Annotated in this window: 20 protein-coding genes and 1 tRNA gene; 13 read left to right on the forward strand and 8 right to left on the reverse strand. The window is 58.2% G+C overall.

Features of this window, described 5'->3' with window-relative positions; translation table 11 throughout:
- Positions 1-140: 140 nt before the first annotated feature.
- Both AC1DK3_RS06330 and AC1DK3_RS06335 read left to right on the forward strand, forming a co-directional pair.
- Positions 141-1,172: an alpha/beta hydrolase gene (locus AC1DK3_RS06330; protein WP_477191413.1), complete on the forward strand. Its 1,032-nt coding sequence runs from the start codon at positions 141-143 to the stop codon at positions 1,170-1,172.
- A gap of 197 nt (positions 1,173-1,369) precedes the next feature.
- Positions 1,370-1,447 (forward strand) — tRNA-Pro (locus AC1DK3_RS06335).
- A 183-nt stretch (positions 1,448-1,630) separates the two neighbouring features.
- Here AC1DK3_RS06335 and AC1DK3_RS06340 read toward each other — a convergent pair.
- The gene (locus tag AC1DK3_RS06340) at positions 1,631-2,026 is read right to left on the reverse strand and encodes a RidA family protein (RefSeq protein ID WP_291162679.1); all 396 of its coding nucleotides are present in this window, start codon (positions 2,024-2,026) and stop codon (positions 1,631-1,633) included.
- A gap of 17 nt (positions 2,027-2,043) precedes the next feature.
- On the reverse strand, positions 2,044-3,402 hold the full coding sequence (locus AC1DK3_RS06345; protein ID WP_477191414.1) for an NAD(P)/FAD-dependent oxidoreductase: 1,359 nt from the start codon (positions 3,400-3,402) through the stop codon (positions 2,044-2,046).
- A gap of 155 nt (positions 3,403-3,557) precedes the next feature.
- On the opposite strand from AC1DK3_RS06345, the gene glnT reads away from it, so the two are divergent.
- Genes glnT through AC1DK3_RS06365 form a run of 4 tightly spaced genes read left to right on the forward strand, consistent with a single transcriptional unit; the run spans position 3,558 to position 7,906 of the window.
- On the forward strand, positions 3,558-4,955 hold the full coding sequence (glnT, locus tag AC1DK3_RS06350; protein ID WP_477191415.1) for a type III glutamate--ammonia ligase: 1,398 nt from the start codon (positions 3,558-3,560) through the stop codon (positions 4,953-4,955).
- A gap of 28 nt (positions 4,956-4,983) precedes the next feature.
- Positions 4,984-5,880: a class II glutamine amidotransferase gene (locus AC1DK3_RS06355; protein ID WP_477191416.1), complete on the forward strand. Its 897-nt coding sequence runs from the start codon at positions 4,984-4,986 to the stop codon at positions 5,878-5,880.
- Entirely contained in the window at positions 5,880-6,569 is a 690-nt protein-coding gene (locus tag AC1DK3_RS06360; protein WP_477191417.1) for a protein glxC, read from the forward strand. Before AC1DK3_RS06355 ends, AC1DK3_RS06360 begins: the two co-directional genes overlap by 1 nt.
- On the forward strand, positions 6,569-7,906 hold the full coding sequence (locus AC1DK3_RS06365) for an FMN-binding glutamate synthase family protein (protein WP_477191418.1): 1,338 nt from the start codon (positions 6,569-6,571) through the stop codon (positions 7,904-7,906). Before AC1DK3_RS06360 ends, AC1DK3_RS06365 begins: the two co-directional genes overlap by 1 nt.
- Before the next feature lie 72 nt (positions 7,907-7,978).
- Here AC1DK3_RS06365 and AC1DK3_RS06370 read toward each other — a convergent pair whose 3' ends face one another.
- On the reverse strand, positions 7,979-8,650 hold the full coding sequence (locus tag AC1DK3_RS06370; protein ID WP_477191419.1) for a helix-turn-helix domain-containing protein: 672 nt from the start codon (positions 8,648-8,650) through the stop codon (positions 7,979-7,981).
- A 256-nt stretch (positions 8,651-8,906) separates the two neighbouring features.
- On the opposite strand from AC1DK3_RS06370, the gene AC1DK3_RS06375 reads away from it, so the two are divergent.
- From AC1DK3_RS06375 to AC1DK3_RS06390, 4 genes are all read left to right on the forward strand, one after another.
- Positions 8,907-10,658 carry an APC family permease gene (locus AC1DK3_RS06375; RefSeq protein WP_477192882.1) on the forward strand — a complete coding sequence of 584 codons (1,752 nt, stop codon included), beginning with the start codon at positions 8,907-8,909 and terminating at the stop codon, positions 10,656-10,658.
- A gap of 384 nt (positions 10,659-11,042) precedes the next feature.
- Positions 11,043-12,116, forward strand: a complete 1,074-nt coding sequence (gmd, locus tag AC1DK3_RS06380) for a GDP-mannose 4,6-dehydratase (RefSeq protein WP_477191420.1) — start codon at positions 11,043-11,045, stop codon at positions 12,114-12,116.
- A gap of 15 nt (positions 12,117-12,131) precedes the next feature.
- Complete coding sequence (gene fcl / locus AC1DK3_RS06385; protein ID WP_477191421.1) at positions 12,132-13,115, forward strand: GDP-L-fucose synthase; 984 nt, start codon at positions 12,132-12,134, stop codon at positions 13,113-13,115.
- 209 nt (positions 13,116-13,324) lie between these two features.
- On the forward strand, positions 13,325-13,699 hold the full coding sequence (locus AC1DK3_RS06390; RefSeq protein ID WP_477191422.1) for a FecR family protein: 375 nt from the start codon (positions 13,325-13,327) through the stop codon (positions 13,697-13,699).
- Between the two features lie 2 nt (positions 13,700-13,701).
- Here the strand turns inward: AC1DK3_RS06390 and AC1DK3_RS06395 are convergent, their stop codons facing one another.
- The 5 genes from AC1DK3_RS06395 to AC1DK3_RS06415 form a co-directional block, all read right to left on the reverse strand.
- A complete protein-coding gene (locus tag AC1DK3_RS06395; RefSeq protein ID WP_477191423.1) occupies positions 13,702-15,033 on the reverse strand; it encodes a tetratricopeptide repeat protein in 1,332 nt (443 codons plus the stop codon).
- 86 nt (positions 15,034-15,119) lie between these two features.
- Positions 15,120-15,707 (reverse strand): J domain-containing protein, encoded by a 588-nt coding sequence (locus AC1DK3_RS06400; RefSeq protein ID WP_477191424.1) that lies wholly within the window; start codon positions 15,705-15,707, stop codon positions 15,120-15,122.
- Positions 15,707-17,995, reverse strand: coding sequence for a GumC family protein (locus AC1DK3_RS06405; protein WP_477191425.1), 2,289 nt, complete (start codon positions 17,993-17,995; stop codon positions 15,707-15,709). The genes AC1DK3_RS06400 and AC1DK3_RS06405 overlap by 1 nt, the downstream gene beginning before the upstream one ends.
- Before the next feature lie 87 nt (positions 17,996-18,082).
- Positions 18,083-18,814, reverse strand: a complete 732-nt coding sequence (locus AC1DK3_RS06410; protein WP_477191426.1) for a polysaccharide biosynthesis/export family protein — start codon at positions 18,812-18,814, stop codon at positions 18,083-18,085.
- Between the two features lie 148 nt (positions 18,815-18,962).
- Positions 18,963-19,676 (reverse strand): tyrosine-protein phosphatase, encoded by a 714-nt coding sequence (locus AC1DK3_RS06415; RefSeq protein WP_477191427.1) that lies wholly within the window; start codon positions 19,674-19,676, stop codon positions 18,963-18,965.
- 160 nt (positions 19,677-19,836) lie between these two features.
- Between AC1DK3_RS06415 and AC1DK3_RS06420 the strand changes: the two genes are divergently transcribed.
- From AC1DK3_RS06420 to AC1DK3_RS06430, 3 genes are all read left to right on the forward strand, one after another.
- Positions 19,837-20,259 (forward strand): FecR family protein, encoded by a 423-nt coding sequence (locus AC1DK3_RS06420; protein ID WP_477191428.1) that lies wholly within the window; start codon positions 19,837-19,839, stop codon positions 20,257-20,259.
- A 2-nt stretch (positions 20,260-20,261) separates the two neighbouring features.
- Complete coding sequence (locus AC1DK3_RS06425) at positions 20,262-21,809, forward strand: O-antigen ligase family protein (protein WP_477191429.1); 1,548 nt, start codon at positions 20,262-20,264, stop codon at positions 21,807-21,809.
- Between the two features lie 236 nt (positions 21,810-22,045).
- Positions 22,046-23,584: a sugar transferase gene (locus tag AC1DK3_RS06430; RefSeq protein WP_477191430.1), complete on the forward strand. Its 1,539-nt coding sequence runs from the start codon at positions 22,046-22,048 to the stop codon at positions 23,582-23,584.
- The last annotated feature ends 31 nt before the right edge of the window (positions 23,585-23,615 follow it).

Genomic DNA, 23,615 nt, shown 5'->3' on the forward strand with positions numbered 1-23,615 from the left:
CGGCATTCGGGCGGGCGTGTCTCACGAATTGAACAACTTTGGACTTTACAGCCACACGTCAATTCAAGCGCGAATCGTGTCTGACTCTTCTGTGCGAGGGTAAACGCAATTCTAATGAACGACTACGGAGTGTCGAGCGCATGGCGCCGACGGCGATAAACGACGGGCGACGGAAATTTCTCGCGCGTGCTCTCGGCGCAAGCGTCGCCTGGACGCTGAATGTTCCGGATGCTGGCGCAGCGAGCAAGACGGGCAAGCATCCAGTCGCGCCTTCCAAGACCGAAGTGAAATCGAGAAGCGGCCCGACCAAGGCCGCAAAGACGAGCCTTGTGCCGTTCGATACCGCGCCCTTCCCGTATCATGGAACGATGCCGGGCTCCGCAGCACCGTTTCTGAATGTCGATGAAGGCGGACGCAAAGGCCATCGCACGGGATCGGGTCGCGTCTATTGGGAAGACGAGACCTACAACGACAATCGCGTGCTGTTGCACATTCCCAAGGGCTTCGATATTCGCCGCCCCGCATTGATGATGGTCTTCTTTCACGGCCACGGCGCAACGCTCCAACGCGACGTTCTCGAGCGCCAGAAAGTTCCGGATCAGATTTCGGCATCGAACGCGAATGTCGTTCTCGTTGCGCCTCAGCTGGCAGTCGATGCAAGGGATTCGAGCGCCGGCAAATTCTGGCAGCCCGGCGTCTTCGGGCGTTTCATCGGCGAGGCCGGACAGCAGCTTGCGCGTATGCACGGCGATCGCAAATCGCTCCGCACGTTTGCGAGCATGCCGGTCATGATCGTCGCCTATAGCGGGGGATACGTGGCGGCGGCATCCGCGATCGAGCGCGGCGGTTTGAAGAAGCGCGTTCGAGGCGTCGTTCTTCTCGATTCACTCTATGGCGATCTCGACAAGTTCGCGCATTGGATTGAGGCGGATCCGTCGGCCTTCTTCGTCAGCGTCTATCTCGGCTCGACGCGCAACCAGAACGCCCAGTTCGAAAATATTCTCGCAGCCCACGACGTCGACGTCAGCCCCGAGATAAATAAGCGCCTTGCAACCGGTGGCGTTGCCGTAGTTCCGGGAGGCGACGTCCGCCACCGCGATCTGGTGACCCGTGCCTGGGTCGAAAACCCGATCATCGACATCTTGAAGCGATTGCCCGAATACCGCCGTTGAGGGCCGAGGTTTCACGGCGATCGCCGCCCGGTGCAACGTGATAAGGGGCCCGATTAGCCAAGATAACCGGCCGCGCGGTACATCCTCCTTGACGGGGGGGAGTGTTCCAGGTACCCAACGCCGAGATCGACCGGCCAGATCGACCGGGTGGCCCTCCTGACGCGAAGTTCAGGCTGGAGCCATCGAGATTTCCAAATCGGAGCGTAGCGCAGCCTGGTTAGCGCACCAGTCTGGGGGACTGGGGGTCGGAGGTTCAAATCCTCTCGCTCCGACCAATCTTTTCTGAACGCTTGGCGCGAACGCGAGAACACCTCGTTGAGCCGGCATTCGCACCTGCGATTTCCGCTTCTGGCACTCAGCTGAGCGACGATACCGGCTTTGGTCCCCAGCCGGACTATCGCGATCCGCTTGGGGCCTCATCGTAACGCATCCGGATAGGACGCAATTCCGCACTCTGCTCAGACGATCTTGGCGTAGGCCTCGATCTCGACCTTTTGCCAGGGCCGCATCATGGACGTTACCTGCACGAGCGTGCTGGCCGGCCGAATCGCATCGAACGTTTCGAGGTGGGCTCTAGCAACGTCTTCGGCGTCGTTGATATCCCGAAGGTAGACGACCGTTCGAACGACCTGGCTCGTCGTTGCTCCAGCATCGGCGAGCGCTTTTTCGATGATCGCGAGCGCCGCACGTGTTTGCGTGTATACGTCGCTTTTCTCATTCCCGGCGGGCGCGCACGTTCCAGAAACGTGCACGTCGTCACCCACTCGCACCGCGCGCGAATACCCGAAGACGGATTCGTACGCGCCGCCGGATGAAACGTTGAGCCGCTGATTTTTGTTGGCGGTTTTCGTCATGTCGCTCCTTTCGAGGTTTATTTGTTCACTGCGTCGCGAATTCGGTACCAGGTCTCGACGACCGGCACGGCTCGCTTGGCAATCGGATGGAAGGGGAAGCTTGGGAAATCGAGATCGTCGAAGGCAGTCTTGCCCTCCGGATCTTGCAGAAGCTTGAGCGCGATCTTGTGGCCGAAGTACGTGGCGCGCGATACGCCCGTCCCGCAATATCCAAGCGCGAAGTGAACGCCGCCGGCCGTGCGGCCGATGTGCGGAACTTCATCGTAGGTGTATCCGATCTGGCCGGTCCACGCGTGCGTCACGGGCGTGTCGCGAAGCGCGGGAAACACATGCAGCATGTCTCTCGCCAAATGGCGGTATGCGGCCGCAGATGTGTCTGACGCGAGCCGGCCGACACGGCCTCCCCAAATAATCCGCCGTTCTCCGGGCGCCGCGCGATAATAGTAGAATACGCGGTTGGTATTCCCGTAGACGCGAAGCTTCGGCATCAAGGTCGAAAAGAGCGCTTCCGGAATTTCCTCCGTGGCGATGATCGCAGAACCGATCGGAACGATCCGCCGGTTGAGTTCGGGAACGATGTTGCCGGTATAGCCGTTGGTCGCGACGATGACTTCGCGGCACGTCATATCATCGATAGCGGTGCGGATTTTGAAGCCGTCGTAATCGTGCGTGATGCCGTTGACCGCCGCGTTGCCGATGATTTCGCCGCCGAGCGCCGTGATCCTTTCCATCAATCCCGCGTGGTAGCGGGCGGGGTGTAACGAGGCATCATTCGGAAGAACGGAACCGCCAAAGAAGACATCGGACCCGATCTCGCTGTGCTGCTCGGATTTCGGCACCATGAAACTCTCGACGCCCGCTATATCGCGGAGATCCTCCATGTCGCGCGCCATGGCTTCGTAGTGCTCGGGCCGCATCGCACCGCGAAAGCGGCCGCAACGAGAGAAGGCGCAATCGATGTTCTCGCTGGCGATCAGATGCTCGATATAGTCGAGCATGCGCGTGCCATCACGCAGAAGCTCCTCCGCCTTCCGCCGGCCGCGCAGCGCGATGAGTTTTGCGACGCGAAATTTTTGGTTGCCGCTTCCGACTTGGCCGCCATTGCGGGTGCTCGCGCCCATTCCTGGCACGCCTGCATCCAACACGATGACTGAGCGGCCCCGCTTGAGAAGCGTCAAGGCCGCGGAGAGACCCGTAAAGCCCGAGCCGACGATCACGACATCTGCGCGCGCCGGCAAAAATTGATTTCGCACATCCGGCGGGCGCGGTGCCGCTTCCCACCAATAGGGCTTGAATTTGAGGCTGCCGGTCGTGGCCTTCGTGCGGGCGAGATCCAACGAGCGTATGCCGCCGGAGCTTTGGATTTCGTCATTCATGGTGTGTGGCAGCCCTGATCTTTGCGCGAAGTTTCACGCATCTGATGTTTATCGTTGTACAAATAAGTTGCACTACGTGCAAGTTGATTGTATGCGCTGAGACCGGGAAGAAACGCACAGCGCATAAGCGCGGCTCCAAACGTCCGAGGTTCCCCATGAACTCACTCGACCACTGGAATTGGCGGCTGACGCCTAGCCAGCAGGCCACGCCAGATCAACTCGACCTTCAAAAAGCTAAGCAATTCCTCGCGCAAAATCATGTCCGCTATGTCCTTGCGCAGTTTGTCGACATTCACGGTGTCGCCAAGAGCAAATCCGTTCCGGTCGATCATTTGGAAGATATTCTGACGGACGGAGTGGGATTTGCAGGAGGAGGTGTTCACGGACTCCGCCTCGAGCCGCATGAATCCGAATACATGCTCGTCGGAGATCTGTCGACGCTCAAGCTCTTGCCGTGGGCTCCGGGCTACGCGCGCGTGATGGGCACTGGGACAGTCGATGGCAAACCGCATCCGATCGATACGCGCAACATTCTGAAGGCTCAGACCGCGCGATTGAGCGAACGCGGATGGGTTCTCAACACCGGCATAGAACCCGAGTTCAGCCTATTGCAACGAACCGCCGATGGATCGGTCTGTCCGCTCGATGATACCGACTGTCTGCAGAAGCCCGCGTACGATTATCGAGGGCTCTCCCGAGTCCGCGTTTTCCTCGAGCGCGTAACGGAAAGCCTGCAGGCGCTGGGGATCGATGTCTATCAAATCGATCACGAGGACGCGAACGGCCAATACGAAATCAACTTCAAATACGACGACGCCATGACGTCCGCCGACAATATCATCTTGTTCAAGATGGCGGCCGCGGAAATTGCCCATGAGCTCGGTGCCATCTGCTCTTTCATGCCGAAGCCCAAGAGCTCGATGACCGGCAACGGCATGCACATTCATTGCTCGCTCGCCGACGCCGAGGGAAGGAATCTATTCCACGACAAGTCCGACTCGAGCGGCATGGGCCTTTCGAAGCTCGCCTATTCATTCACGGCGGGAATTCTGGCGCACGCGAAGGCTCTCACGGCCTTGCTCGCGCCGTCGGTCAACTCATACAAGCGCCTCGTCGTCGGACGAACGGCGTCGGGCACGACCTGGGCGCCGGTCTTCGTTGCGTACGGCGACAACAATCGCACGGCGATGGTGCGCATTCCTTACGGGCGCATCGAGCTGCGCGTCGGCGATTCCGGCATGAACCCGTATCTTGCGCAGGCGGCGTTGATTGCGGCCGGTCTCGACGGGATTGATCGCAACCTTCATCCCGGACCGCCACAGAACATCAACTTCTATGCCCTGACGCCGCGCGAGATTGCGGATCGCAAGATAGATGTGCTGCCACAGTCGCTTGGCGAAGCAATTACCGCTCTCGAGCAAAGCGAGTTTTTCAGGTCTGCGCTGGGAGCCGATTTCATCGACGAGTTCGTCTCTCACAAGCGCGACGAATGGATCGACTACCACCGCCACGTCTCCGACTGGGAGACGAAACGCTACTTGAGCTTCTTCTGAATAACCACGCTGAGTTGGAGACGAAGATATGTGTGGAATTGCGGGCCTTTTTATCAAGGATCCGAAACTCGAGCCGAGGCTCGGCGAGTTTCTCGCGAAGATGACTTCGACGCTTTGCAGCCGGGGCCCGGACTCGGCTGGGTTTGCCATCTATGGACACGGCGCGGCCGGTCAAACCAAACTGACGATCGCAGGCGGTACAGCGGAAGCCGACATTGCGCGCGCCGCCAAGCTGCTGGTAGAGGCGATGGGCGGCGGCCAGATCAGCCTGCGCCACTCGCATGCAGTCATCACTCTGAAAACGGAAGACGTTCCTCGTGCCGAAGCGTGGCTGGCAAAGAATCTGCCGGATGTCACGATCATGAGCGAAGGTCAGCGGCTCGAGATTTACAAGGAAGTCGGTTTTCCAGACGACGTCGCCCGCGAATTCGACATCGCAAAAATGAGCGGTACGCACGGCATTTCCCACACGCGCATGGCGACGGAGTCTGCCGTTACGACCAACGGCGCGCATCCGTTCTCGACGGCCACCGATCAGTGCTTGGTTCATAACGGATCTCTGTCCAATCACGCTTCGCTCCGGCGCGAGTTGCGGCGGGAAGGTATCAAAATTCGCACCGAGAACGATACCGAGGTCGCAGCCGGCTATCTGACGCGACAGATGAAGAGCGGCCAGACGCTCAGCGAAGCGCTGAAATCGAGCCTCGACGATCTCGACGGTTTCTTCACCTTCGTCGTCGGCACGGAAACGGGCTTCGGCGTCCTCAGAGATCCGATCGCGTGCAAGCCGGCTGTCATGGCCGAAACGGACGAGTACGTCGCATTCGGTTCCGAATACAAAACTCTCACATGCCTGCCCGGCATCAAGACCGCGCGCGTGTGGGAGCCAAAACCCGCAACGGTTTATTTCTGGGAGCACGCTTGATGCCGAACGTCGATCTAGCAGAAACCTCGGTGCGCGAGCTGAACGCTGCTCTGCACAAGCTCGGTAAGGACACCAACGAGACCCTTTGGTCCATCGCCAATCCCGGCGGCGAGCATTCGATTGCGGTCGGCATCGATGCGCCCATCACAGTGAACGTAGCCGGCAATGTCGGCTACTTCTGCGGCGGCATGAACAAGTTCGCCAACATCGTGATCGACGGCAGCGCCGGGCAGGGCGTCGGTGAAAACATGATGTCCGGACGTATTCACGTCAAAGGCGATGCCAGTCAGAGCGCCGGCGCGACCGGTAGAGGCGGGCTCCTGCTCGTTGAAGGAAACGCGTCGGCGCGATGCGGAATTTCGATGAAGGGCATCGATATCATCGTCAAAGGCGATATCGGCCATCTGTCCGCGTTCATGGGCCAGAATGGCCGGTTGGTCGTATTCGGAGAAGCCGGCGAAGCGCTCGGCGATTCGATTTACGAAGCGCACATCTATGTTCGCGGACCAGTCGCCAGCTTGGGCGCYGATTGCATCGAGAAAGAGATGCGCGACGAACACAAGGCGGAGCTTGGCGAACTGCTGAAGGCAGCAGGAGAAATCCACAAGGTCGATGTCTCCGAATTCCGCCGCTATGGCTCGGCGCGGAAGCTCTACAACTTCAATATCGATAATGCCGGAGCGTACTAATGACAGAGCACCAGAGAAACTGGCTCGGAACGCCGCCTCGTAAGTCGGCGACATTCGACGACGCGACGCTGGCCGAAATCCGGCGTGCGGCAGCGACTGGCATCTACGATATTCGTGGAGGCGGCTCGAAACGCCGGATGCCGAACTTCGACGATCTTCTGTTGCTGGGCGCATCCATGTCTCGTTACCCGCTCGAAGGGTATCGCGAAAAATGCGGCACCGAAGTCGTCATCGGTTCGCGATTTGCAAAGAAGCCCCTCAAGCTTTCCATTCCGGTTACGATCTCGGGCATGAGCTTCGGCTCGCTCTCGGCTAATGCCAAAGAAGCTTTGGGCCGAGGTGCCAGTCTTGCGGGCACGTCGACCACGACGGGCGATGGCGGCATGACGCCGGAAGAGCGCGGCCAATCGAAATATCTCGTCTATCAATATCTGCCGTCGCGTTACGGCATGAACCCCGACGATCTGCGTCGCGCGGACGCTATCGAGATCGTCATCGGTCAGGGAGCCAAGCCCGGCGGCGGCGGCATGCTGCTTGGCCAGAAGATCTCAGACCGGGTCGCGCAAATGCGTCAGCTGCCGAAGGGCATCGATCAGCGCTCCGCGTGCCGCCATCCGGATTGGACGGGCGCCGACGACCTGGAAGTCAAAATCAACGAGCTGCGCGAAATCACGGACTGGGAAAAGCCGATCTATCTGAAGATCGGCGCCAGCCGGCCTTACTTCGATGTCCAGCTGGCGGTGAAGTCGGGCGCCGACGCGATCGTCCTTGATGGCATGCAGGGCGGAACTGCGGCGACGCAGGAAGTCTTCATCGAGCATGTGGGCATTCCGTTGCTCTCGGCTATTCGCCCTGCCGTGCAGGCGCTTCAGGACCTGGGCATGCATCGCAAGGTGCAGCTCATCGTATCCGGCGGAATCCGCAACGGCGGCGACGTCGCGAAGGCCCTTGCACTCGGAGCCGACGCAGTCGGGATCGGAACCGCCGCGCTCGTCGCCCTTGGCGACAACGATCCTCGCTGGGAAGCCGAATACAACAAGCTCGGCACCACGGCCGGTTGCTACGACGATTGGCACGAGGGCAAGGATCCGGCCGGCATCACCACGCAGACGCCGGAGTTGATGGAGAGGCTCGATCCTGTCGCTGCCGGCCGCAGGCTGGCGAACTACCTGAAGGTTCTGACGCTGGAGGCACAAACGCTGGCGCGCGCCTGCGGCAAGAACCATCTCCACAACCTCGAACCGGAAGACCTCGTCGCTCTCACCATGGAAGCTGCCGCTATGGCGAGAGTGCCGCTGGCGGGCACGAATTGGATCCCAGGATCTCCGGGTTTCTGACGCGTTCGGCCGCGAACGAGTGACGCCGCCCTGGTCCACGACAGGGCGGCGTCGCCGGCGAGGATGAACGGTTTATTCGCCGTAAAAGATGATCGCGAGAAACTTGATCCGCTCGTCGAGAAGCTTCTCCGGTCCGTGCACGACCTCGCCGGAGAAAGTGAACGCATCGCCAGGCTCGATCAGATATGTGTGCTCGCCGAAGCGGTACTCCATTCGCCCCTGAAGCATGTAGATGAACTCGGTGCCAGGGTGGGCGAAGCGGGGGTAAGTCTCGCTCTTCTTGTCCATCTCGATGAAGAACGGCTCGAACAGCTTTCGCGGTCCCCGGTCGTACGAGAGAAGGCGATATGTGTGGCCAAACTTGGTGCCGACGCGAACGACTTCCATCTGTTCAGTGCGCTTCACGAGTTGCGCGCTGCCCTGCTTGGTCTCTGTTTCCTTGAAAAGATCCGACAGCCCAATGCCGACTGCCGCGCATAACCGCTCGAGAGCGTCGAGACTTGCGGTCGCCATGCCGTTTTCAATTCGACTGAGCATCGCGCTCGAGAGTCCCGCGCCGGTGCTGAGATCGGAGAGTGTGAGATTTGAGTCGAGCCTTCGGCGCTTGATGACGGCGCCAATCCGTTGCTCCAGCGGAACATGCGCCAAGTCGTGGCGATTGTTGAGCTCGTTGACGGCAGCCTTCTCGGCGGACGACTTTCGCGTTGTGGGCCGCGCTTTGAGGCCAGCCTTTTCTTTTGTCATTCGTCGCTCTTTTCTGAGTTCTCGAATTATCCATTAAAGCGGGTCGGCTCGAAAGCAAACACCGCCGCGGCGGCCAACGCACGACCAATAAGTGCCTATTTGTTGCTCTTCGCGACTGCAAAACAAACAGAATATCGAAAATTTCAAGATGCAGTCTATGCAAAATACTTGCATATAATGCATCTTTGTGAATATGTCGCGCGATGTTTTGACAGAGCACGCATAAAGAGTCTGAAGGGGAGATCTTCGCATGACCATGGTGACACCAACGCGGGACGTGGATGTGGGCGCCGCGCGCGCCGACTCCCATGGTCTGCATCGAACGCTCGACTGGAAGGGTGCTTTTTGGATCGCCAGCGGCGTTCCAGCGCTGGTTTTGATCTCGATCGGTGGGATGGGAGCGACGGCCGGAAAGCTTGCCTTCCTCGTGTGGATGATCTCGGTTCTGATGGGACTGATCCAATCCTACAGCTACGCCGAAATCGCCGGCCTGTTTGCAAACAAGTCGGGCGGGGCTGCCGTTTACGGCGCCGCTGCATGGCTGCGTTACAGCAAACTCATCGCGCCGCTTTCCGTCTGGTGCAATTGGTTTGCCTGGACGCCGGTGCTGTCGCTCGGTTGCGCCGTCGCCGCCGGATACATTCTCAATGCGGTCGCGCCGCTTCCTTCATTTACGGCGGAGTCTCCGCAAGTCTTGGCGTGGTTGCAAGACGCGTCTCATGCAGCGGCGATTGCCGGTAAGTCAGGCGCAGATGCTGCAAACATTGCAATCACGGCGCTGACCGCGGACGCAACGCCATTCATCCGCTCATTCAAGCTTTTGGATTTCTCGTTCTTTGGCTTGGCGAAGATCGAGGTCGGGGCAACGTTCTTCATTGGCGCCGCTTTGATGCTCGCCACGTTTGCTGTTCAGCATCGCGGCATTCTCGGAACGGCGCGCATCCAGATGTGGATCGGACTGCTGGTCATCGTGCCGATGCTGATCGTTGGCATCGTGCCGTTCTTGACCGGCAACGTCGAATATTCGAACTTCACGCCTCTGGTTCCTCCAAACGGTGCCTGGGACAATGCCGGCTGGACGTTGTTCCTCGGCGCGCTGTTCATTGCAGGCTGGTCGAGCTACGCATTCGAGACGGCCGTTTGCTATACGCGTGAATTCAAAAATCCCGCTTCCGACACGAAGAAGGCGATCATTGCCGCAGGCGTCCTCTGCGTTGTCGTCTACTCGCTCGTCGCCGCCTCATTCCAAGGGCACCTCGGCCTTGAAGGCATGACACAACCCGGCATTGTCGACGGAACGGGCGTCGCAGCGGCCATGGGCGACATGGTGGGCGGGAACAACGCGATCGTCGTCCATCTCCTCGAGATGATGATGATCCTCGCCTTGATCCTCGCGATCATGATGGCGATGGCCGGTTCTTCACGTACCCTCTACCAGGGGGGCATCGATGGCTGGCTTCCAAAATACCTCGGGCACGTCAATGAGCATGGCGCGCCGACGCGGGCCATGTGGACGGACTTGGTGTTCAATCTCGGCCTCCTGACGTTCGCCGCCTCGGACGCCACCGCCTACTATTTGATCCTGTCGATCTCGAACGTCGGCTACATGCTGTTCATCTTCCTGAACTTGCAGTCGACCTGGATTCACCGGATTGATAGCCCGAATATCCCGCGTCCCTACCGCGCCCCGAATTGGCTCGTCGGGGTCGGCGCTTTCCTCGGCTTCGTCAACCTTGCACTCATGGGTGCGGGCGCCAAGGTGTGGGGCAATCCGAATGCACTTTGGTATGGGCTGATATTTGCGGCGCTGATCATCCCGGTGTTCCTCTATCGGCACTACATTCAGGATGGCGGCAAATTCCCGAACCACATGCTGGAAGACCTGGATCTCAAGAGCCAGGATCTGGGTGAACGGCGCGCTGGGTTCCTTCCCTACCTTACGCTCATCCTGGCAGCCGTTGTCGTTCTCTCATCGCACTATTACTTCCAGCTTCCTCCGACGCCTTAGCTTTGGGGGGGGCGTATGCCCCAGGGTTCGAAGTTGTTCCTCAGACGAAAAGTTGCTGCGGGGGCTTGCTCCCGCAGCTTTGTTTTTGGGTCGAGTGGGGGCAACTCATCGTCTCACTCCGAGCAGGCTCTCTTGTTGTCATGGCAACATCGCAACGCTTTGGGGCTGTTGGACGTGAATAAGATTCAGTGAAATCACAGGTCCCGAGTGGCCAACTCGGGCTTTCTAATTCCTCTTTCCCGTGAAGTGTGGGACTTAATGCCTCCAGCGGTGTGGTTGCAGCGCATCGCCATTGACTGGGAAAACGTCAAATCAGAAGAATGCCGAGGGGGCTGCGGCGCAAGCCGCCGCGTCATCTGAGTGACCGCGGGAGGGAATCCAAAAGTGACGGAACGTTGTGCACTGATTACCGGGGTGACTGGTCAAGACGGCGCCTATCTCGCGCGGCTTCTTCTCGATAAGGGCTACACGGTTCACGGCGTAAAGAGACGCTCGTCATCGTTCAATACTGAACGAATTGACGATCTCTATTTGGACCCCCACGAGGAACAGACGCGGTTTTTTCTTCATTATGGGGATCTGACCGACGCGACCAACCTCATTCGTCTCATCCAGGAGATTGGTCCGACGGAGATCTATAATCTCGCGGCGCAAAGCCACGTGGCGGTGAGCTTTGAGACGCCGGAGTATACCGCAAATTCCGACGGGCTCGGCCCACTGCGAATTCTCGAAGCCATTCGCATCTTGGGGCTTGGCGACAAAGTCCGCTTCTACCAAGCGTCGACATCGGAACTTTACGGCAAGGTCCAAGAGAAACCCCAACGTGAAACGACGCCGTTTTATCCGCGTTCGCCATACGCGGCGGCCAAGCTCTACGGCTATTGGATCACGGTCAACTACCGCGAGGCCTATGGCTTCCACGCATCCAACGGCATATTGTTCAACCACGAAGGGCCGACGCGCGGTGAAACGTTCGTGACACGCAAAATTACCCGAGCAATTGCTGGGATCGAACACGGGCTCCAAGAGCGCTTGTTTCTCGGCAATTTGAACGCCAAGCGCGATTGGGGTCACGCGCGGGACTTCGTTGAGGCGATGTGGCTCATTTTGCAGCAGCCGGAACCCGACGACTACGTCATCGCAACGGGTGAGATGCATTCCGTTCGCGAGTTCGTCGAACTGGCGTTTGAAAAAGTCGGCCGCCGGATCAAGTGGCAAGGCTCTGGAAAAGACGAAATCGGCGTGGACGAGAAATCCGGGAAAGACCTTGTGCGCATCGATCAGCGTTACTACCGGCCGACCGAAGTGGAGGAGCTGCAGGGTGATCCATCAAAGGCGCGCAAAAAGCTCGGCTGGCATCATAAGACGGATTTCAAGCAGCTTGTCTCCGAGATGGTGGAGAGCGATATGAAAGCGGTCGCCAGAGAAACCTGGCGCAAAGATCGCACCGCAAGCTGAAGCAGGCCGAAAACCATGGCAGTCATAGACGAAAGCTTGCCTGCGATCGGATCCGCATACCGCTACGATCTCCAGGGTAAAAGGGTTTTCCTTGCCGGACATCGCGGCATGGTCGGCTCGGCAATCGCGCGGCGATTGCAGGACGAGCACTGCGAGATCCTTACGTCATCGCGAAGCGAACTGGATCTCCGGGATTCATCTGGCGTGAGCGCGTTCTTCAAACGCGAACGCCCGGAGGTCGTCGTGCTCGCCGCCGCTAAGGTCGGAGGCATTTTGGCGAATGACTCCTATCCCGCGGATTTTCTGTATGACAACCTGATGATCGCAGCGAACGTGACGAAGAGCGCCGCGGATCATGGTGTCCAACGGGCGCTTTTTCTCGGATCGTCTTGCATCTATCCGAAGTTCGCTGATCAGCCGATCGTCGAAGCGGCGCTTCTCACAGGCTCACTTGAGCCGACGAACGAGTGGTATGCGATCGCAAAGATCGCCGGCATCAAGCTCGGTCAAGCCTATCGGCGTCAGTTCGGTTGCGATTTCGTTTCGGCAATGCCGACCAACCTTTATGGGCCGGGCGACAATTACGATCTCAATACGAGCCACGTGATTCCGGCGCTCATACGCAAGACTCACGAGGCGAAGATGTCCGGCGCGAAGTCTCTCGTTATCTGGGGTTCGGGCAAACCGCGCCGCGAGTTCCTACACGTGGACGATTGCGCCGGCGCGCTGGTGCACATTTTGAAATTCTATTCCGAAGACGAACACATCAACGTTGGATCGGGTGAAGACATTTCAATCGCTGACCTGGCGAAGGTCATATGCAAGGTCGTCGGCTTCGACGGCGAGATTGTGCAAGACGCGTCCAAACCGGATGGGACGCCGCGAAAGCTGATGGACGGGTCTAAGCTCAAAGCCCTCGGCTGGCGGCCGCAGATCAGTTTTGAACAGGGTCTGGAAAGCACGTACCGGAATTATCTTGCGTCCGGTGAGGCGGCCTAAATCAAAATCTTTCGGCAGCCGGCACCAGCGTCTTCCGTGCAATGACAGTGCGCGCCTGTGGACAAATAGGCAGTGGCTGTGGGCAACGCGGAGGAATGGCCGGCCGCTGTGGGCAACGCGCCAATCGTCATTGTGCAGACAACTGCGCTCAACTAGCGAATGTTATCTTCTGATCAATTGATTCGCTTTGGTCGATACGCGGGGTCGCAATGGCACGGAGTCACTTGGCGCTGTTGATCGGCGCATCCACCGCAATGCTTTTTTTTGCGTCATCGCTCAGGGCGGAAAACATCACGTTCGCGCGGGGAGAAGTATTCGTCAATCACGGCTCCGGTTTCACGCCGGTTACCGGACACGACGAACTTAAGATCGGCGATACGATATTCGCCAGGCCAAACGGTCAAGCCCAGGTCTTGTTTGGCGACGGCTGCCATTTCACTGTTGAGTCCGGTTCAGCGCTCTTGATCCACGGCGGACCATCGCCCTGCGCCGCCGGATCGAACGGCAATAACGACAACATTCCGAATACCCGCAGTGCCTCAGGTCGAGTCGATTTCCAGGACGCTCGCGCGATCGGCCCCTGAGGTCACGGCTTCTTCCTCACGATCTTAATGTCATCGAACCAGATTGATCCTGAAATCATCTGCTCCGACGCCGAGCGCGCGTCCAGGATGAGCTGAAGTTTTTGCGCGCGACATCCGGTGTTCGGGACTTTGAAATCGAATTCAAAATTCTTCCATGCCGGAGCGATGCCCAGCAGCATATCGCTCTGGCCGATCTGAGAGCTGTTATCCGCACAATCGGCGCGCCAGATTAAACCTCGGCGTCCCTGCAGTTGTCCTTGGTACTGGCCGCTCAGCTTATAGTCGCCGGGAGCGAGCATCAGGAGTTGCCACACGGGCTGAAATTCCGCGCGTCCATAACCGAACTCAATGAACAGAGCGCGCTCGTTTCTTTGTTCGGATGTCCGGTCGGCCACGGTATCGAATTCGGTCAGCGGAGGTCTCTCGGCAATGTCGACCGTCACGCCATACCCCGGCGTGATAACCCAATCGAACGGCAAGCCTGAAGGCATGCTCTCAAAGCTCCCGTTAAACAGAAAGCCGACCCGTTGCAGGTCATCTGCCGAGAGAAACTGCAACCACGCGCTATAGGCGAGGTCGTAGAATTGATGGTCGATTAGAAAATCGAGATAACTTCGCAACTCGTCCGTTGTCGGCGGATTGGGGCTGTCCTGTAGGCTGAGCAGAAGATCAAGCGGCGTGCGCGCGTGCGTGACGCTATTGAGAAGCGTCGCGAAGAATTGCCTGCGCCAAGGCGGGTTCTTCCTCAGCAACGCTTTGACCTCGCTCGTGCCGTCTTTGTCTTCGGCGATCTTTGCGAGAAGCGGTACGATGTGATCGCCAGCTTGCTCTTGCGTCCTCAGAAGTACGTCCGCGTAGTAAGCGGCCGTCCGGAAATCCCTCCGTTCGAAGGCATTGAGCATCAGCCAGTAGGCAGCCTTGCTTTCGTGGAGAGAATGGCGGGCCGCCGCGCTCATCAGCTTGGTCGCCGTAGGAAGGTCGCCCGAACGCTCTGCAATTTCGCCCAGAATTCGATAGGCACGAGCGTTGAACGGCTCGTTCGCGAGCGCCGTCTGCGCCCAGGCAGTCACTTGTTGATCCGAGGCCCGCGAAGAAGCGGCGGCGGCTTTTGATAAGCCACCAAGGACGCCCGCTTGCTCGATGCTCGTCACATCGGCAGCGCCGTTCGGAGCGAGAGCTTGGTCGGCCAAATTCAGAAGCGCCGTCGAATTGCTGGAGCTTATCCGCAGCGCCTTGTCCGGTGCCGTGATAGCCAAATAGGCGACAAGACTTTTGGAGGCGACCAGCCAAACAAGCGCCACCGCTATCGAAACTACAAGGAAGCGCCTGGTCATTTGATGTTTCAAGCCGCTTCGAATTCAAACATCCGGAAGCCTTCTCGATGAACCAGACAATCCAGCTGGCAGGACGTTGAATGGGTTTAGGCGCGGAAGTGAGCCAGAAAATCTAACAATGCGTGCCGTAGCGGTCTGCGTCTCCTCGTGGTGCGAGAACTCGCTGGAGAATGCTGAGCGGAGGCCCGAAGCCATTGTGCCGTTTGGTTCGCCGGCAATCGGGAAGGTCCTTCTTCGGCGTGCGTGTCGCGATCCGCATCGTAAGTGTTGCGCCGCTCGAGGGTCTTCAGATTGTTCCAGGCCTCGGTAACGCGCCCCGCAAAAATCGAGCGTTGAACGTTTTGATAATGATCGGGGTGCAGGATTTTGAGCAGCAGGGCCATGTTTCGCCTCAGCTCAATCGAAGTCGCGGTTCGGTCCGACCCCAGAATGCGATAGCTGTCGGAAGCCGGTGACAGCAGAATTTGCTCGATAAAAAATAGCGCCGCTTCGAGCAGAAATTCTGGAGATCTCCCGGTCGTTCGAGCTGCATTCGTCGTCACCTCTTCATCGCCGGCCGCAACGGAGAGGAGAAGCCCGACACCGTCGGGTAACGGCTTTGACCTCGTCGCGTGCATGCGAGACGGTACTTGCAGAATGTCTATGGCAACTCTCAATGCAGTTAAGTCCTGCATTACATGTTCTCTCGTCGAGCTGCGATTTGAGGATGACGTTTGTCGGAAGCGTTGAAGGAAGGCGCGTTGCGCCGCGGGCTCGCGCCGTAGCCGTCACCATAGCTCGACCCGTATTCCCGTCCGTATCCCGACGCCCGCGCGTCGAATTTGGTCAAGACTGAGCCGATAACTGTTGCGCGAGACATCCGCAGCCGTCGAATTGCGCCGCGGACGACGGCCTTACGGCCTTGACCGGCGCCAACCACAAATATCGTTCCGGCAGTGGCATTCGCTAGAATTGGCGCGTCCGCGAGTCCCATGACGGGAGGGCCGTCGATGACGATCAGATCGAATACCTCAAGCCCAATGGAGAGAAGCGACATGAGGCGAGGGCTGGCAAGCAAGTCGCCGGCGTGCGGGAAGACGCTGCCGGACGCCATGAACGCGAGGTTCGCGAAATCGGTCTTCCGGAAGGCTTCGGGCGGCGAGCAGTTTCCAGCCAGATAATCGCTAAGTCCTATGCCTTCCTGCATCCCGAGCTTGATGTGCAGCGAGGCATTCCGCAAATCGGCATCGACAAGCAACACCTTGAGGCCAAGAGCCGTGAAATGCTTGGCCATCGCAAGTGACGTCGTCGATTTCCCTTCGCCCGGCATCGAACTCGTGACGAGCAGCGTCTTCGGCAATCCGCTCTCGGTAGAAAACTGTACGGCGGTGCAAAGCGAACGGTAGGCCTCCGACAGCGCCGAGCGAGGGTCCGCGAGTTCGGACTCGATCGTCGCCTTCTTTCCGAGCTTCGGAATAATCCCAATTGTCGCGATGCCCGAAATACCTTCGATTTGTTCCGGCGTACTGATCGTGTCGTCGAGCTTCTCGAGCACGAATGCGGCAGAGGCAGCAACGCCGAGGCCGAGCGCGAATGCCATGAGGAGGGCGCGGGACAGGTTGGGCGAAAATGGCCCGCCGGGCACTTCGGCCTTGTCGACAATGAAGACGTTGTTGGCCCCGACGCCGCCCGCGACGTCGACCTCCTTGTAACGTTGCAGCAGACCGTCGTAGAGGCCTCTGTTGGTGTCGACCTCGCGCTTCAAAATATTATATTGAATGCTGCGCTTTTGGAGATCCAAGAGTTCAACCTTGAGCGTCTCGATGCGAGACTTCATTTCGTTCTCTTGGCTGAGCGAAGATTGGTAAGCGGCCTTGAGGGTGTTCTTGATCGTTCCAACTTCGCCCGCAAGCTGACGATCGACTTCCTTTATCTTGTTATTGATCTGGATCATCGCCGGATAGCTGGGCTTAAAAGTCTCGAGCTTTTCCTGATATTCGGTCACGAGTGCGTTGCGCTGCGCACGAAGCCCATCGATAACGCTGTTGGACAGCAACTGTGGAACCTGAGGCAGCTTGGCAGCATCGGTGGGCGTCGCTTCGATTTGTCTCCAAAGCTGTTCGTTCTTGATGCGCTCCGAAATGAGACTGCCGAGAGCGGCGTTTGCAGCCGAGAGATTGGCTTCTCCCGTCGACGACTTCTCGTTCACAGCCACGATCTGTTCTTTTTGCGCAAAGTCGAGAAGGTCCCTCTCGGAGTTTTCGAGGCGCAACTTCAATTGCTTCAGTTGGTCCTCGAGGAACGTTTTGGCGTACGCATTGGCCTCGAAGCGCTTGTCGAGATTTGAGGCGATGTACGCATCTGCATAAGCGGTCGCTATTTTTTGGGCCCGTACAGGATCGGGATCGGTGTAGGTGAGATCGACCATTCGGGATCCGTTCACCGGTCTCACGGCAAGATTGCTTTGGACGACGCTGGCGGCGGCGCGTTCGTTCTCGCCCCTATTGGAAATCTGGGGCGGCGCTGCCGGCCGGGAAAGAAAATGAGTTACGAGCGTGCGCACTGTGGCGGCACGAGGCCGAAGAAAGTCACTGTCATCACCGAGCCTCAAGGCCGATGCGACACGCTCAGCCATCATTCGCCCGTTCAAGCGTTCATATTCCGTCCGCAGAAAATCGTAGTCCCCGTTTTCGGCAGAGACATCGCCGCTTTCGACGACTTTAGATGCGGCTCGATCAATCTGAATCCGGATGGTCGAATTATAAAGGGGGGTCTCCATGAGGGTACGTACCGCGCCGATCGCAACGGAAGCGGACACGATTGCAAGGATGATCCACTTTCGCTTATTGATGACGCGCCAGAGCTCCGCGAGCTCGTAAGAGCCGAAGCCCGCATCCTGGTTTCCGTAACCGGGATAGTCGCCGATCGAGCCATAGGGATCGCGCGGAATGAGCGCGGCGTCTGCCGCCGGCACGAGGCGCACCGATTTTGGGTTCTCCGAATCCGCGCCAGTTTCTCTCATATTCGCAAACTACAGCCTGTTGGCCGCCGAATTGGCGTCGCGCCCGAGTCAAAGGAAAGTGAAGACGGCGGCAAGAGGCAAGACCTTCATGATCGTATTGAATGTCTCTTTGGTAGCGGACGTTCCGGCGACGATCACGTCGCCTGATTGAACGCCGGGATCGTCCGCTTTGCCCGCTCGAATGTCGCTGATATCGAACTTCGCGGCGGCACGTTTTCCCGAAATCTGCCGAAACACGATAACCGTTGAATCGGAGCTGAGCGAGTCGAGCCCCTCCGCCATCGCGAGGTATTGTAGCAAGGAACCCTTCCCGCGAAATGGGTATACGCCGGGCTTCTTCACCGCCCCTTCAACGGTAATCCGCTGGCTGTTGTACTCTTTGACGTAAACCGTCACCTGCGGAGACTGCAGGTATTTGCGCCCGAGTCGCCTTGTAAGGTCCGCCTCGAGTTCCTCAGGTGTTCGACCTGCAGCAGGCATCTCGCCAACCAAAGGCAAATTGACGTTGCCGGAATCCGCGACCTGCAGGCTCTTGGAAAGTTCTGGGACCTTGAAGACCGAAATATCCAAAACGTCTTGCGGACCAATTTTGTACCCGCTCGCGCCCGCAACCGAACCAGACGTCATGACGTCCGCCGCTTTTGTGACGGCAAATTTGTCATCAGGAGACGTGCGCAGCGACGCGGTTTCGACGCGGCCGACTTTCTGCGCGTTAGAAGATGAACTTGTCTCGATGGGGGTGAGCTGCCCGTCCGGCAACGTCGCGCCACAACCCGACAATAAGGCCGTCAAAGCAAAAGTGATGAACAAAGGTCCGGCGCGCCCGATCGTTTCGGGCTTTAGCGGATCAGTGGATCTACACGACGCTACAAACATGAATTTCCGCCCCCGCCGGACGTGATGCCCAAAATGATGCTGCGATGTGACGTCATTTCCCTTCGAAAAGTATAGCAGTTGGATTCGTCAGTACCAAGCGTTTCGCTTCCGCAGCGCCGATCCTGCGTGCGGCAGCATCGTAACCTTTGCTCAAAATAGGAGGTCGTCGGAGCATATCGTGTGCGTCGGTCGCGAGTATTTTTGCAAGGCCTTCATCGAGAAATCGTTCTGCCCAGTACTTGGCGCGGCTGCCAAAATCTCCGGTGAGAGACCCAGCCGTAATTTGCAGCCAGACCCCCGCATCGACGAGCTTGGCTATTAGGGGATAGCCAGTCTTGATCCACGAAAGGCGTTCAGGGTGAGTGAGAACAGGAACATAGTTCGCCGCGATCAGTTCGCGGAAGAATTGCTCAATTCGTGGCGGCGCGACGTGATGTGGAGGTTCGACAAGCACATAGCGCGTGTCGTCGAGGGAAATGAGCTCACCCGTGCGCAAGCCCGAAACGAAGTTCGGCATCATATGAATGTCCGCTCCAGGCACCAGGCGGAGCGGGATTTCGTGAGCATCTAGCGCGTTTCGTAAGAGTTCGACGCGGTAGCGTATCTCATGGCCGGTATTCGGATAGATGCCGGGGAAGATATGCGGCGTACACGCCACAACGGATACGCCGTCAGCCACGAATGCGCGTGCCATATCGAGTGATATGGCAAGGTCGCTCGGCCCGTCGTCTATGCATGGAAGCAGATGGCAATGAAGATCGATCACGGACGATCCGTACAATGAGGAGGAAGGAATAACGTGGCAATATTATCGCGGTGACGGATTTTTTTTATCCGCCCACGAGCGATATGGCCTTATAAACCACGATCTTTGTGTTAGCGTAATGAGACGTTATCTCGGCTGTGTTGCGTACGAGGTTCGCGTAATGCGTATGTTGTTTGCGTTGATTGCTGCCATTTGGCAGCTGAGTTCCTATGCCGCGGCGTCGACCGCGACAATAACCTTCGTTTCTGGCGCGGTTTCGATCAATCGCGGCGAAGGCTTTCATAAAACCGTTGCGGGCACCGAGGGAAGTCCCGGGGACACCGTCATGGTTGGACCGGCCAGCAGCGCGGAGATCACATATGCCGGCCAATGTCTGGTAAAGGTTGGGCCACATTCCGTTTTCATTATCGGCGCCGACAATCCTTGTAGCCGGGGCTGCGCTGTCGGCAGTCTGAAGGACACGCCTGAAGTGAAATGCGAAACAGTGGCGCGAGACCCGGATCACGCATTGATCGTCGGCAGTCTCGTCGTGGGTGGCGGAATAGGGGTGATAGTGCACGTGAATCAGCCCGCCAGTCCCTGACGTTGCGCAATGCCTTTTTCGATCTCTTGAAGAGGCAGGGCGTCGTCGGCGTGCTGTGCGGGTTCGTGATTGCGGCCAGCCTCTTGCTGGGCGGCGGCACGCGCGCTGGTTTCCTGTCCGACAGCATTTTGCAGCTCGTTTCGATACCCTTGGCTCTCCTCGCATCGACAAAGATCCTAGGTCTTGAAAGGACGAAAGAGACCAACGCAATACTTGCGTTCTGTGTCGCGATTATTCTCGTGCCGTTGCTGCAACTGGCGCCGCTTCCTCCTGCAATTTGGTCCCATCTCCCTGAGAGGGCCAACGTGGCGGCTGCCTTCGAGGTGGCGGGGAATAAGGGACAATGGGCGCCAATTACCGTTTATCCAACGGGCACCTGGTTGAGCCTCGCCGCACTAATGCCGCCGCTTGCAGTGTTCCTTGGCACGGTGTCTTTGAGCGGTATCGCGCGCCGGCAACTGAGCTATCTCCTATTGAGTGTCGGCCTCCTGAGCGCCTGCCTTGGGCTGATTCAGGTCGCTCAAGGACCCAGCAGTCCGTTGCGATTTTTCGAGTATACGAACCCCAGCGAGGCGGTCGGCTTCTTCGCAAACCGAAATCATCTCGCGGCCCTTCTTTATTGCCTTACCGTTTTCGCGAGCGCGTGGCTTATCGATACGGGGTTCAACGGCCGGAAGCGCCTGTTTGAACCCGCCGCCCTTCTGCCCCTGATCGCCGGATTTGTCGTGCTTGTGATCTTGATCGCGGCACAGCTCGTGGCGCGATCCCGCGCTGGCCTAGGTCTGACGATGGCGGCTATGCTGCTTGCTTGGCCGCTGGCCAATTTTGATCCGCGCCGTGGCACGGGGCTGCAGTCGGGCAAAGTGTTTGTGGCGGCCGTTGTCGTATCGATGATTTTCGCGCTGCAGTTTGCCCTTCTGCGCATCCTCGAGCGTTTCGGAACCGATACCCTCGATGACGCGCGATTGCCGTTTGCGCGAAATACCTTTGAGGCTGCGCGAGCCTTTATGCCGTTTGGGTCGGGCATGGGAACATTTGTCGATGTCTACGGCATGTTCGAGCGCCCTGCGGACGTCTTTGCGGCGTACGCGAACCATGCGCACAACGATATCCTCGAGGTGGCGCTCGAAGCAGGATTGCCGGGCTTGCTCATGATGGTGCTTTTCGGCGCATGGATCGTGTGGCGATGCTTCGAGCTTTGGAGGCGGCCGATTGGAAAGGCTTCTGCCCCCGACATTCTTTGGGAGAGGGCCGCACTTTTCGTTGTGGTGCTTTTGATCGCCCATGCTGTTGTCGATTACGCACTGCGAACGACCGCGATAGCGGTGGTATTCGCATTTTCATGTGGCTTATTGGTTAGGCCGTTCGCCAGCGTGGACAAAAACGAACAAGGTCCTGACGTGCACGATGACCGCATAAAGCGCGCTCGTTTTGAACAGCGTTATCCGGAAAAAAGTCCTACTCCTGCGGGTGAGACCTGGGGCGCCGATATCAATTGGCCTGACGAGTGGCAGCGCAATCCATTCCCATACAAACCAGGGAAAAAATAGGCTGATTGCAGGAGCAAATGAGCGCCGAGCGTGAGCGACGGATGTTCAGTTCATCGACACACCTCGCCGCCGTTGTAGCCGCAGCGCAACATTTCGCGTTCGTCCTTCGATTCCGCGCACATCTATAAGCAACTCATTGCCATAAAGTAATGCGCGTGCTGATATACAGCCTACAGATGGAATGCTTGCGAAGGGGAATCTGAAATTTCATTTTGCGTTGCGGGGGGTACTTGATAATGCGTAGGCTCATTCAGCTATTCTGCGACCTTTTTCTTATAGTCTTGGCGACGATCTTCGCTCTGATCTTGCGAGATAATTTCGATATTTCAAGAGAACGGCAGGCCGCCGAGCTCGCTTACATTCTCTGCACTCTCTGCGTTTCGATCATCGTTATTCCGTCGCTGGGGTTAGACCGGTCGATTTGGCGTTTCTCCGCTCTGCCGGACTATTTGAGGATCGTTAGCGCCTCGGTCGTGATTGTGGTCGGCGCGGTGGCCGTGGATTTTGCGATTAATCGGTTGGATGGGATCGCGCGCGCGCTGCCGATATTGCAGTGCGTACTGATGATTTTTGGCTTGGTCGGAGTTCGTGTGCTCATGCGCATGCGATACGTCGCCCGGGGTCGCCCGACGCAGTTTCAAAAACCGATCGTCCCGGGTGCCGCAGAAACGGTATTGGTCATCGGCATGTCCCGGCTGACCGAGCTTTATCTGAGGTCTGTCGCCGAGTTCGGAAACGACCGCGTGCGAGTTGCGGGAATACTTGGGACACGCGACCATCACCTCGGCAGGCTGGTTCTTCGTCATCAAATTTTGGGCAACCCAGAGGATGTTCTGGCGGTCATTCAGCGGCTTTCTGTCCATGGCGTAGCCATCAACCGGATTGTCATCACCCAAGCGTTTGATTCCCTCGCGCAAGAGGTGAGGGACGCCTTGCTGCACCTGGAAGCGACGACGATCATCATCGTTGACTTCATAGGGGAGCGATTGGGATTTGAGCGAGTGGCGACCGGCAACACGCGGGGCCTCAGGGTAATCCCCGATGGGCGAGCAGCGTTCTCCATCGACAACGAACGGCTATCCGCGCTGATGAAGCGGCCCTATTGGCGGTTCAAAAGGCTTATCGATATTGCTGTCGCTGCCGCCTTGCTCGTACTGCTCGCGCCGATCATGGCGGTGGTCGCGGCCGTAGTCGCCGTTGAAGTCGGTTTTCCGGTCGTCTTTTGGCAGCAGCGTCCAGGCGTCGGCGGAATACCCTTCTGTATGTACAAATTCCGCAGCATGCGAGCCGAGCATTCTGTCGATGGCCAGAAATTATCGGAGGCCGACCGCATCACGTTTTGGGGCGGAATATTGCGGCGAACCCGCTTGGATGAACTGCCTCAACTTTACAATATACTCGCTGGCGAGATGTCGTTCGTTGGTCCTCGCCCTCTCTTACCGGCTGACCAGCCCGCCGAATACGTTGCCCGCTTGATGATCCGGCCTGGGTTGACCGGCTGCGCGCAGGTCGAAGGCGGCCGGGACATTTCCGCCGCCGACAAAGCGGCCCTCGATGTGTGGTATCTCAAAAACGCGTCACTCAAGCTCGACATCAGAATATTGTGGCAGACGTTCGGGATGATCATGTTCGGCGAGCGGGTGAATACGCTCGCGATCGCTCGAGCATGGCGCGACCTGCGGCGGAGCGGTTTTTGCCCGAACCCAGCGGAAACCGACAGACAGTTTTACAATGAAGTTTCCGCAGCGACTGCGAGGACCGCGCGCGTCGCATAGTAAAAAGTGACGCAATGACGAAGCAAGCCGA

Source organism: Hyphomicrobium sp. 01T421 (assembly GCF_056398805.1).